13 protein-coding genes are annotated in these 11,021 nt (G+C 54.9%); 6 read left to right on the forward strand and 7 right to left on the reverse strand.

All coding sequences use genetic code 11. The features are described 5' to 3' along the window. Positions 1–44: 44 nt before the first annotated feature. Genes yacG through pilB form a run of 5 tightly spaced genes read right to left on the reverse strand, consistent with a single transcriptional unit; the run spans position 45 to position 4,659 of the window. A complete protein-coding gene (gene yacG, locus AC54XV_RS04570) occupies positions 45–254 on the reverse strand; it encodes a DNA gyrase inhibitor YacG (protein ID WP_002552020.1) in 210 nt (69 codons plus the stop codon). After that, positions 251–874: a dephospho-CoA kinase gene (gene coaE, locus AC54XV_RS04575; RefSeq protein ID WP_004415092.1), complete on the reverse strand. Its 624-nt coding sequence runs from the start codon at positions 872–874 to the stop codon at positions 251–253. Before coaE ends, yacG begins: the two co-directional genes overlap by 4 nt. Next, complete coding sequence (locus tag AC54XV_RS04580) at positions 871–1,743, reverse strand: prepilin peptidase (RefSeq protein WP_129450350.1); 873 nt, start codon at positions 1,741–1,743, stop codon at positions 871–873. The genes coaE and AC54XV_RS04580 overlap by 4 nt, the downstream gene beginning before the upstream one ends. Position 1,744: 1 nt before the next feature. Then, positions 1,745–2,962 (reverse strand): type II secretion system F family protein, encoded by a 1,218-nt coding sequence (locus AC54XV_RS04585; protein ID WP_024652511.1) that lies wholly within the window; start codon positions 2,960–2,962, stop codon positions 1,745–1,747. Between the two features lie 2 nt (positions 2,963–2,964). Then, positions 2,965–4,659, reverse strand: a complete 1,695-nt coding sequence (gene pilB / locus AC54XV_RS04590) for a type IV-A pilus assembly ATPase PilB (protein WP_024652512.1) — start codon at positions 4,657–4,659, stop codon at positions 2,965–2,967. A gap of 226 nt (positions 4,660–4,885) precedes the next feature. On the opposite strand from pilB, the gene AC54XV_RS04595 reads away from it, so the two are divergent. Next, complete coding sequence (locus AC54XV_RS04595; protein ID WP_103378519.1) at positions 4,886–5,320, forward strand: pilin; 435 nt, start codon at positions 4,886–4,888, stop codon at positions 5,318–5,320. A 260-nt stretch (positions 5,321–5,580) separates the two neighbouring features. Here AC54XV_RS04595 and AC54XV_RS04600 read toward each other — a convergent pair whose 3' ends face one another. Next, positions 5,581–5,973 carry a winged helix-turn-helix transcriptional regulator gene (locus AC54XV_RS04600; protein ID WP_103378520.1) on the reverse strand — a complete coding sequence of 131 codons (393 nt, stop codon included), beginning with the start codon at positions 5,971–5,973 and terminating at the stop codon, positions 5,581–5,583. A 154-nt stretch (positions 5,974–6,127) separates the two neighbouring features. Between AC54XV_RS04600 and gstA the strand changes: the two genes are divergently transcribed. The 3 genes from gstA to AC54XV_RS04615 all read left to right on the forward strand — a co-directional run bounded on the left by gstA (position 6,128) and on the right by AC54XV_RS04615 (position 8,086). After that, positions 6,128–6,748 carry a glutathione transferase GstA gene (gene gstA / locus AC54XV_RS04605; RefSeq protein WP_129450346.1) on the forward strand — a complete coding sequence of 207 codons (621 nt, stop codon included), beginning with the start codon at positions 6,128–6,130 and terminating at the stop codon, positions 6,746–6,748. Positions 6,749–6,989: 241 nt separating this feature from the next. Continuing rightward, positions 6,990–7,682 carry a DUF433 domain-containing protein gene (locus AC54XV_RS04610; protein WP_032636592.1) on the forward strand — a complete coding sequence of 231 codons (693 nt, stop codon included), beginning with the start codon at positions 6,990–6,992 and terminating at the stop codon, positions 7,680–7,682. Continuing rightward, entirely contained in the window at positions 7,679–8,086 is a 408-nt protein-coding gene (locus tag AC54XV_RS04615; protein ID WP_024652517.1) for a PIN-like domain-containing protein, read from the forward strand. The genes AC54XV_RS04610 and AC54XV_RS04615 overlap by 4 nt, the downstream gene beginning before the upstream one ends. A gap of 44 nt (positions 8,087–8,130) precedes the next feature. Here the strand turns inward: AC54XV_RS04615 and AC54XV_RS04620 are convergent, their stop codons facing one another. Then, the gene (locus tag AC54XV_RS04620) at positions 8,131–8,676 is read right to left on the reverse strand and encodes a DUF1523 family protein (protein WP_003317774.1); all 546 of its coding nucleotides are present in this window, start codon (positions 8,674–8,676) and stop codon (positions 8,131–8,133) included. 119 nt (positions 8,677–8,795) lie between these two features. On the opposite strand from AC54XV_RS04620, the gene AC54XV_RS04625 reads away from it, so the two are divergent. Next, complete coding sequence (locus AC54XV_RS04625) at positions 8,796–9,794, forward strand: ATP-grasp domain-containing protein (protein WP_496718028.1); 999 nt, start codon at positions 8,796–8,798, stop codon at positions 9,792–9,794. A 54-nt stretch (positions 9,795–9,848) separates the two neighbouring features. Next, positions 9,849–10,988 (forward strand): trypsin-like peptidase domain-containing protein, encoded by a 1,140-nt coding sequence (locus AC54XV_RS04630; RefSeq protein ID WP_011266639.1) that lies wholly within the window; start codon positions 9,849–9,851, stop codon positions 10,986–10,988. The last annotated feature ends 33 nt before the right edge of the window (positions 10,989–11,021 follow it).

Genomic DNA, 11,021 nt, shown 5'->3' on the forward strand with positions numbered 1-11,021 from the left:
CCTCGTAGTTGCGTATAAGCGAGTTGCTTCACATCGACCTGTTATCAATGCCCCCTGTGCGGAGCCTCCAGATCACCCGAGAACAACTCGTCCTCAGCATCCGGGCTAACCGGAATTGCATGCTCTTCAGAAGCCCAGGCTCCCAGGTCGATCAGTTTGCAGCGCTCGGAGCAGAACGGGCGGCTCGGACTGGCTGCGCTCCATTCCACCGGGGCGTCGCAGGTTGGGCATTGAACGGTCATTGGTTGGCTCATGATTGGCCTCCACGCAAAGTAAGGTAAAAGTGGTGCAGCCGCTCGACTTCGCTGCTAAGCCAGGCGTGATCGCGGTCGTTGACCAGCACATCATTGGCATGACGCAGGCGGTCTTCACGCTGGATCTGCACCTTGAGAATGGCTTCGACCTGCTCCTGGCTGGAGCTGTCGCGCAGCATGGTGCGTTCTATCTGCAGGTGCGCCGGAGCATCAATCACCAGCAGCCGCTGGACCATGCGGTATTGCCCGGACTCGACCAGCAGTGGCGAGACCAGAATGGCATACGGTGATTTGGCCTTGGCCAGATGGCTGACGATTTCCTGATTGATCAGCGGATGCAGCAGTGCTTCCAGCCAGCGCCGCTGCTCGGGGTTTTCGAAGATCAGCTTGCGCAGCGCGCCACGGTCCAGCTCGCCGCTGGTCTGCAACACGCCTTTACCGAAGTGCGCCGCTATCTGCTCCAGCGCCGGGCGCCCGGGCTCGACTACCCAGCGGGCGGCATGATCGGCATCCACAGTGTCGACGCCAAGGTCGCTAAAACACTTCGCCGCTGCACTTTTACCGCTACCGATGCCGCCAGTCAGGCCAAGAATCCAGGGTTTTTCATCAGGGTGAGTCATCTGAAACCGGCAAACTGCATGTAAGAGTCGGTTATTTGACCACCCCAGAGCAAAGCGATCCACCCCGCAATGGCCAGATAAGGACCAAAGGGGATCGGCGTACCGCTTTCGACCCTGCGCACACGCATCATGATCACCCCGAGCACTGCGCCCACCAGCGACGATAACAGGATGGTCAACGGCAAAATCTGCCAGCCGCCCCACGCGCCCAGCATGGCCAGCAACTTGAAGTCGCCATAACCCATGCCTTCCTTGCCGGTCACCAGCTTGAACAGCCAGAACACCGACCACAGCGCCAGATAGCCGGCCACCGCTCCCCACAGCGCATCGTTCAGCGAGGTAAACAGCCCGAAGGCGTTGACGATCAGGCCCAGCCACAGCAGTGGCAGCACCAGAGAATCAGGTAACAGCTGGTGATCAGCATCGATCAGACTCATCGCCAGCAGCCCCCAGCCCAATACCAGCATCGCCGCCGCCTGCCAGCCAAAACCGAAATGCCAAGCCACATAGGCCGACAACACTGCGCAGGTCAGCTCGACCAGCGGGTAGCGTTTGCTGATCGGCGCTTTGCACTGCGAGCATTTACCACGCAGCAGCAGATAGCTGATCACCGGCAGGTTCTCCCAAGGGCGGATTTTGTGTGCGCAATGCGGGCAGCTGGAACGGGGGCGGTTCAGATTGAAGACGGGTTGATCGGGTTCAGCAGGCAGGCCGAGCAGTTCTCGGGATTGGGCTTTCCAGTCGTGCTCCATCATTATTGGCAGGCGGTAGACGACCACGTTGAGGAAGCTTCCGATGATCAGGCCGAGGATGCAGCAGGTGGTGACGAAGGCCAGGGGGGAGCTGGCCAGGAGGTCGAGGAGGGGCATGTCAGACAATGCTTCCAAGTTTGAAGATGGGGAGGTACATGGCAATGACAAGGCCGCCGACGATCACTCCCAAAAAGGCCATGATCATCGGTTCCATCAGGCTGGTCAGGTTGTCGACCATGTTATCGACTTCATCCTCGTAATAGGTTGCTACCTTGTCGAGCATGGTGTCCAAGGCGCCGGATTCTTCGCCAATGGCTGTCATCTGGATCGCAAGGCTTGGGAATACTCCCGTAGATCGCATCGAGAAATTCAATTGCATACCTGTGGAAACGTCTTGCTTGACCTTGTTGACTGCATTTTTGAACACTACATTGCCCGTTGCTCCAGCAACCGAGTCCAACGCCTCTACAAGCGGTACACCAGCGGCAAAAGTCGTAGCAAGTGTGCGTGCATAGCGAGCTACCGAAGATTTGAAAATAAGAGGCCCGATGAGGGGGGCTTTTAGCAAAAGACGATCAAGGCCATCGCGAAATTTTTGAGATTTTTTGTAGGCCCGCTTAAATAAAAAAAAACCTGCAAACAATAAACCGACAATTATCAGCCACCATTCCTGAACAATGTTTGATAGACCAATAACCATCAGAGTAAACGCAGGTAAGTCAGCACCAAAGCCAGCAAATACGGATTGGAACTGCGGTACCACCTTGATCAACAAAATACCTGACACAATAATCGCTACGATCAACACGGCGATTGGGTACGTCATAGCTTTTTTGATTTTTGCTTTGAGTTTTTCGGTCTTCTCCTTGTAGCTAGCGACCCGGTCCAGAAGACTTTCAAGTGCCCCCGCTTGCTCGCCGGCATCTACCAGATTGCAAAACAGGTCATCGAAATATTCCGGTTTCTGTCGCAACGCCGTCGCAAAGCTGTTGCCTGCCGACACTTCCTGCTTTAACGAGCTCACAAGTGTACGCATGTTTGGGTTTTCAGCGCCCTCGCTGATGATGTCAAACGACTGCAGCAACGGCACGCCAGCCTTCATCATCGTTGCCATCTGCCGAGAAAAAAACGCGATGTCCAATGGCTTGATCTTCTTGCCTTTGCCGAAGATCGATGCGGACTTCTTGCGCACCTTGGTGGGGTTGATGCCTTGCTTGCGCAATTGGGCTTTTACGAGTGCCATATTATGGCCGCTCAGTTCGCCACTGGCTTTAGTGCCCTTCTTGTCCACACCTTCCCACGTGTAAACGATGACTTTGACTGCCTTGCTGGCCATGCTTAATCCTTGGTCACGCGGTTGACTTCTTCAAGGCTGGTGATGCCCTGCATGGCTTTTGACAGGCCCGAGGTTCGCAGATCATTGAAGCCGTCCTTGCGCATCTGCCTGGAAATCTCAAGTGAGTTACCTTCTTCCATGATAATGCGCTCCAGCTCCGCTGTTTTCTTGACCACCTCATAAATGCCGACTCGGCCTCTATAACCACCATTGCAATGCTCGCAGCCCATCGGCCCATAGATCTTGAACGTACCGATCTTCGCCTCTGGAAAGCCTTCTTTAATCAATGTCTCGCGAGGAATATCGAGCTCTTTCTTGCAGTGGCTACACAGCTTGCGCGCCAGTCGCTGCGCAATAATCAGGTTTATTGCGGTGGCAATGTTGAACGCTGCAACGCCCATATGATGCAGTCGAGTCAATGTTTCTGCTGCGCTGTTGGTGTGCAGCGTTGAAAGCACCATGTGGCCGGTTTGCGACGCCTTAATAGCGATTTCGGCGGTTTCCAGGTCGCGAATCTCGCCGACCATGATTACGTCGGGATCTTGACGCAGGAACGCGCGCAATGCCTGAGAAAAGTCCAGCCCTTGGCGCGGGTTGACGTTGACCTGATTGATACCTTCCAGGTTGATCTCTACCGGGTCTTCGGCTGTGGATATGTTGATGTCCACGGTATTAAGAATATTCAGGCCGGTATACAGCGACACTGTCTTGCCGGAGCCTGTCGGGCCGGTCACAAGAATCATACCTTGCGGCTGCTTCAACGCTTCCAGATACAACGCCTTTTGTTCTGGCTCGTAGCCCAGAGCATCGATGCCCATCTGTGCGCTGGTCGGGTCGAGGATCCGCATCACGATCTTCTCGCCCCACAATGTGGGCAGGGTATTCATACGAAAATCGATGGCCTTTGTTTTCGACACCCGCAACTTTACCCTTCCGTCCTGCGGTTTGCGTCGTTCCGAAATATCGAGGCTGGCCATGACCTTCAGACGCGCAGCAATACGGTTTGCCAAATGAATCGGCGGTCTGGCGACTTCGTGCAGGATGCCATCGGTACGCAAACGTACGCGGAAGATCTTTTCGTAGGGCTCAAAGTGCAAGTCGGATGATCCTAATCGGATGGCATCCATAAGCATTTTGTTGACGAAACGTACCACTGGAGCGTCATCCGCGTCGTTCTGCGCAGCGAGCGAGGTCTCCTTGCCATCCGCGGGCTCGATGTCCAGGCCCAGATCGACATCTTCCAGATTGCCTAGACCGGTATCACTGTCAAAAAAGCGATCTATTGCAGTGGTCAGCTTGTCATCTTCTACCAGAATCGCTTCGGTGTTCAGGCCAGTGCTGAACTGAATATCAGTGACTGCCTGATGATTCGTAGGGTCGGAAATCCCGATAAATAGCTTATTACCGCGTCGCCACAGCGGCAGGGCGTGATGCTGTCGAACCAGCTTTTCACTCACCAGGCCTTTAGGCAGGCTTTCCTTGTCCAAGCTGGCGAGGTCCATGAACGGCACGCCGAATTGATCGGAGGCCAATTCTGCCAGCGTCAGGCTTTTGACCAGTTTGTGCTGAACCAGATAGCTCACCAACGAAATCTTGTCGCGGCGCGCCTGCTGATACGCTTGCTGCGCAACAGGTTCAGTAAGTAGCTCGGCTAGGACCAATTGTTTGGCCAGGCCAGTGAGGACAGCATCAGTCATAAAACCACCAGACACGGACAATGGGTGGGTTATAGCGCAGTCGGGCGGTGCTGCCAAATGGCAGAGAGACATGTGACGAAAATTGTCAGTTTCTACGAATTTCTGAGCCTTCTGTAGTCGTGTATTTCGCATATTTTTGCTGCGATCAGGGTGGTGGTATTGTTGGCACGACCTATGCTTGCTCGTTTTCAAGGCACCACATAATTGACGCCTCGGAGAAGTAATAATGAAAGCACAAAAAGGTTTTACGTTAATCGAACTCATGATCGTAGTTGCGATCATCGGCATTCTGGCTGCCGTCGCAATCCCTTCATACAATACCTACACATTGAAAGCTAAGGTTTCTGAGGCCTCTGCAATTTCTGCTCCGGCGCAGCAAGCACTTGCGCTGGCTTTCAATGACGGTAGTCTATCGGCTGCAACAACAAATGCATCTTTAGGTTTGCCGGCTGCTGCTAGCATAACTAGTAAGTATGTTGCTTCTGTTACTGCTGTTGGTACGTCAGCAACGCAGGGGACTGTTACAGTTGTGATGCAAGCTACCGGTAGCGCTGACGTAGACGCAAAAACCGTGGTATATTCAATGATATGTGTTACAAGTGCTCAGTGCACATGGAGTGTTGGTGGTACGGTTACAGCCGCCTACCTTCCTAAAACTTAATGGTTAAATCCCCTTTTGTCAGGGGTATGGAATAGCCTAGCCGTAGGCTGGGCTATTCTTTGCGTGCCACACGCTATGAATTTTTAAATGCCATGTCTTGCTATAAGTATCCACGATAACTTACCAGATCTTACTTGGTGATAAAGGTTCTGAAGTGGTGTTGGTTGTTGTAATTGGCTCTTCGCGGTATCTTAGTTTCGCTATTGGCGTTTTCAGCTAGTATGATGGTCTTCTTGATGCTGACGTCACACTAAGGCCAGTCACTGTTTCAACTGTGGTTTACCACCTGCCAATTCAACCATTTCATTCCTCCGCTCCAACCTAAGTTTATACCCAATCTCCGCAATCGCCTCAATCGCAGGCAGCAACTCCAGCCCCAACTCCGAAAGACTGTACTCCGCAGAAGGCGGCGAAGTCGCCAGCACCGTCCGAACAACCACACCTTTCTCCTCCATTTCCTTAAGCCGTACCGACAGCATCTTTGCCGAAATGCCGGGAATATCAACGCGCAGTTCGCCAAATCGTCGAGGACCGGCACTCAAACTCCACAGTAGATTTGGAGTCCACACTCCGCCCAGCAGCCACATGCACGCCGCCACCGCGCATTCCGGGACGGGATGGTTGACTTTGCTTTTGCGCATTTTCAGGGACATGGTGGGTTGTTCCTTTGTCGAGTCGCGAGTTTCCAGCGCGTAACCATGTTACAGAATGGTAACCGGAGAATGAGAGTAACCTTAAGTTACCAGCTATACAAAAGTTATCTGGGTGCTAGGATCTGGTCATTCTCAACCACCGGAACAATCACCTATGAAGTTCTACTACTCTCCCGGATCCTGCTCGCTTGCCGCTCATATCGTGTTGCACGAAGCGGGTGTCGCTCACGAATTGGTCAAGGTTAATCTGCGGCAGCACACGCTTGAATCCGGCGATGACTATTACGCGATCAACCCCAAAGGTGCTGTTCCTGCGCTGGGGTTGGATGACGGTGCTGTTCTGACTGAAGGCGCTGCCGTGCTGCAATATCTGGGTGACCACTTCGTACCAGCGCTGGTGCCAGCCAACGGCACGCTGGAGCGTGCACGGCTGCAGGAGATACTCAATTATCTGGCTGCTGAGTATCACAAGGCCTGGACACCGCTTTTCTATCTGGCGAAGGGGGCTGATGCCACCGACGCTCAGCGTCCGGTCATCGCTCGACAAACCTACCTGAATGGCCTGCTGACGGATGGTCGTGATTACCTTCTGGGTAACGATTTCAGCGTTGCTGACACCTACCTGTTCGCGGTAACACGCTGGTCTGTCAATTTTGGCATTTCGCTGGAAGCGCAACCTGCTTTGCAAGCGTTCATGGCCCGAGTCGAAGCACGTCCATCCGTCAAGGCTGTACTGAAAGCGGAAGGTTTGCCCGAACTGTTCAACAAGGCCTGAGCCTGCTAGAGACTCAGGTTAGACTCACCTGTTGAAACGATAACGCCCCCGGCGGATGTGCTTCGTTGGGGGCGCTTTGATTCGATTGCTTGGTGTTATGCGATGGCATTGTAGGACATTTCAGCTTTTGCATTAGGTCACTTCCTGATCCGCTTCGGTTACCAAAACGTTCGTTGATTGATATCCGAATCAAGCCCAGAATTACCCACCTGATTACTCCACACATGAGAAGAGAGGGGCTATGAACACCACCGCATTACCCAGTCGCCTCCTCGGTGTGGGCCTATACACCCCAGCAGAAGCGTCCTCATACACTGGCATTCCGGCGAAAGACATTCGCAGATGGATGTTCGGCTATAGCGCGGCAGGTGTAGATCACCCCGGCCTCTGGACGCCAGAGGTCGCATTTCTGAACGACAAGCTGCTCGGCTTCCACGATCTGCTGGAAATTCGTTTTGTTCACGCATTTCGCCAGCACGGCGTCAGCTTGCAAGCGATCCGCAGCGCCTCGTTACAAGCCAGAGAAATGTTCGGTCAGCGCTACCCGTTTACGTGCAGACGTTTTCAGACTGACGGACGAGATATTTTTGCAACGGTTCTGGATGAGACGGGTGATGAGGCTCTGCTGGATCTGGTGAAGCGGCAATATGCCTTTAAACAGGTCATTACACCTTTCCTATATGAGGGCATTGATTACGCAGGTGAAGAGTCGGCAAAGCGCTGGTATCCGGTCAAGCGAAGCAAGGCAGTCGTTTTGGACCCGGCAAGGAATTTTGGCAAACCGGTGTTGGCAACAACGGGGATCGACACAGCAGCGATCTATCATTCTTATCTGGCTGAAGGTCAGAACGCGAAACGTGTGGCTTTACTCTATGAGATTCCGCCTGCGGCAGTGGAAGCCGCAGTTAATTTTGAGCACAGGATCGCGGCTTGAATTTTTTGATCGATAACAACCTGCCGCCCGCCATCGCCAGAGCGCTCAATGAGCTGACCAAGAGTGAAGGTCACTCAGTGGTATCGCTGCGTGAAAGATTCCCTGCCAACTCCGCTGATATTGAATGGGTGACCCATCTCAAAAAAGAGGGCGGTTGGGCGGTCGTGTCTCAGGACAAGTTTTCCAAGGGAGACGCTGAGCGTCGGGCATTCCGGGAGTGTGGGATGCCCATTTTCTGTCTTGCCAGGCAATGGGGGAAAATGACCTACTGGAACAAGGCAGAAAACCTGGTCAAGTGGTGGCCTTCAATTACCGAGCAGGCTTTGTTAATCGAAGGCGGCGCAGCCTTTCGTGTGCCATGGGCGTTTTCTACCGCCCGCAAGTTCCAGCAGCTCCATCTATAGCCCGATCATAGACCGGGCTTTTCGCAGTATCTAAAGTACGAAAGTTACCTCACAACCCCATCAACCCGCGCCCGCCCTTTAAACCTCCTCCTAACCCCAACCACAACCATCACCACCAGCAACCCCACCACCACAAAAAAGATCGTGTTAAAAATCGGAAACGGCTGATCACGACTCGTCACCGCTTCAACTTCGGTCACGTTGGGAAACATCGACAGGATGGTTATCCGCCAGCCGTAGTAGCGAATCAAAGCCAGTTGCTGGGAATCACGTGAGTAGCCTTGGGCTTTGGCCTGGATGTCGGCGGAGTCGAATTTGAAGTACCACGGGAAGCTCCAGCCGGTGTCTTCGTTGCGATAGACCACGACTTTCTTGCTGTCCGGGTCTTCGGTATTGATGAAGTACACATCGCGGGTCGGGCCGTCTGCCGGGTTTTCGGCGTTAATGACGCCGTCGGCGTCCATTCTTTTGACTTCCACGCCGGTGATCATCACGACATCATGGCGCGGCAGGACGTAGTAGAGGCTTAATGCGCCGATCCCCAGTGCAACGAATACCACAAGCCAAATCGACCTTCTCAGCCACTTCATACCAGCGTCCTCTGTTTAAAATTGCGTGACTTTGCCCTAATCCGAACATTTCGAAGCAAAACAGTTATTACAAAATTCGACAAGGCCGTTGCTGACGGCGTTGTCTCCTGGAGATTGACATGATTTGGTTCCTTGAAGGGCAATCCAGCCAGCGTGAAGTGATCATAGGCGCGCGCGATGCGCTGCCTGCGTCGGTGCAGATCATCGCTTCGCATCGCCAGCAACGTTCTGAAATCACCGGGCAGGCCGATGTGGCGCTGCAAGAGCCGGTCGATAACGAGGAACGTGTCGACTGGGTGCTGCACACCGCTCGCTCGCTGGGCGTCAAGATTATTGTCGCCGGGCGTATAGGCAGCTTCTACGAAGCGCAGCGTGACCGTTTTGTCGCTGAGGGGTTGGACCTCGTTACCGGCGGAACGTCCCTGCAGACCTTCATGGATGTCGATGACAAGAGTCGTTTCACGGCGGCGGCCGAGGCGGCGGGGCTGGCGTGTATTCCGGGGATTGCCGTCAGCAATGCCGAGGAGTTGCAGGCGGCTTACGATGCGTTGGCGGTGTCTGGCGAGGTGTGCATCAAGCCGGTGGTCGGGATTTACGGCCGCGGCTTTTGGCGCTTCAAGACCGACGTTGACGACTTTCGTTGTTTCGCCAACCCGGATGCGCGTGAGACGACCTTTCAGGCGTACCTTAATGCTTATCGTCAGGCTGATGATGTTCCCGCCATGCTGCTCATGCCGTACATGCCGGGCAGTGAGTGTTCGGTAGACATGGTCTGCGAGCACGGCAAGGCGGTTGCTTTCGTCGGGCGGCGCAAGGTGGGGCTCAATCAGACTTTCGAGCGTGACAGCGAAGCGGTACAGCTCGCGGTACGTGCGGCGGAGCATTTTGCCTGCGACGGGCTGATCAATGTTCAGACCCGCGACGACGCGGATGGCAAGCCGCGCTTGCTGGAGATCAACCCGCGTTATTCAGGGGGCATTGGCTACACCCGTGAAACCGGCATCAACCTGCCGGGTATTTTCGCGGCCCGGCGTCTCGGCTTGAAAGAACCGGAAACACATTGGCTGGAAGATATCCGCGTCAAGGCCATCACGGTCGCTGTACGGGCCTCGGTTTGATCGTGATAATAGATTTTTGCTATCACTAATCGCTCTTATCAGGGAGGATCGGGCATGAAGCTTCTTGCGCCAGGTGCAAACACTGCTTTAGCTAACGCCCACTGCCCCTGGAACCTGGAGAGCGGTAAGTCTTCGGTTTTTGGTGAGTACGCAGCGGTCGCCTTGCTGGCGGTCAACGACAAGCGCCAGCCGATGGGTGATCCGGCGCTGCTGCATCAGGAGCAGGGCTGGATGGAGTGGAGCGGCGGCCCTCAGGACGTTGGCTGCACGTTAAGGCTGGACAGGTTGCCGACAGGCAGTGATCGCGTGCTGCTGATGGTCTATGTCTATGCGGCCATGGGGCCGATCCGTGATATCGGCAGCCTGCACCTCAAAGTGGATAGCGACATCGAGCACCGCCTGGACCTGCGCGATAACGGCGAAGCGGCGATCATCATCGGCGAGTTTTACCAGCGCAATGAGCAATGGAAATTCCGCGCGCTGAGCGAAGGCTCGGCGTATGGACTGTCGGCATTCGGGCGCAAGATCGGACTGGACGTGGATGATCGCCATCCTCGTCGTCCGTCTGGCGGATCCTCGGGTGGTCCTCGGCATGAGTCGGCGACCGGCACGGCGTTCGTGGTCGGCCCGGCGCACGTCATGACCTGTGCGCATGTCATCGAAGACATGGGCGTGTTCTACATCACTTCACTTGAAGGCCGTTACAAGGCCGAGCCAGTGGTCATCGACCGTCGCAATGACATCGCGCTGCTGCGCGTGCAGGGTGCGCCGCCGTTGTCTCCGGTTACATTCCGGGACGGGCAGGGCTGTGAGCCGGGTGATACCGTAGCGGTTTTGGGCTATCCACTGGCATCCATTTCAGGTGGCGGGTTGCAGGTGACTCAGGGCGGTATCTCCGGTCTGTTCGGCCTGCACAACGATGCCAGCCTGTTTCAGTTCACGGCACCGATACAGCCGGGGTCCAGTGGCAGCCCGTTATTCGACAACGGTGGCGCGGTGATTGGCATGGTGACCTCAACCGTACCGGACGGGCAAAACATGAACTTCGCCGTGAAGTCCGCATTGCTGCTGGCCTTTCTGCAGGCGTGCCGCATCGACGCTGCGCATGCCCGCCCGGAAAGGTCGTACACCACCACAGAAATCTCGCGCACCGCTCAGTCGTCGTTATGGCTCGTTGAAGCCTCTCGCCAGTGAAGTCGGTGTTGCCTGCCTGATCCGCAGGCGTCA

It is taken from the genome of Pseudomonas fragariae (ex Marin et al. 2024), assembly GCF_059621105.1.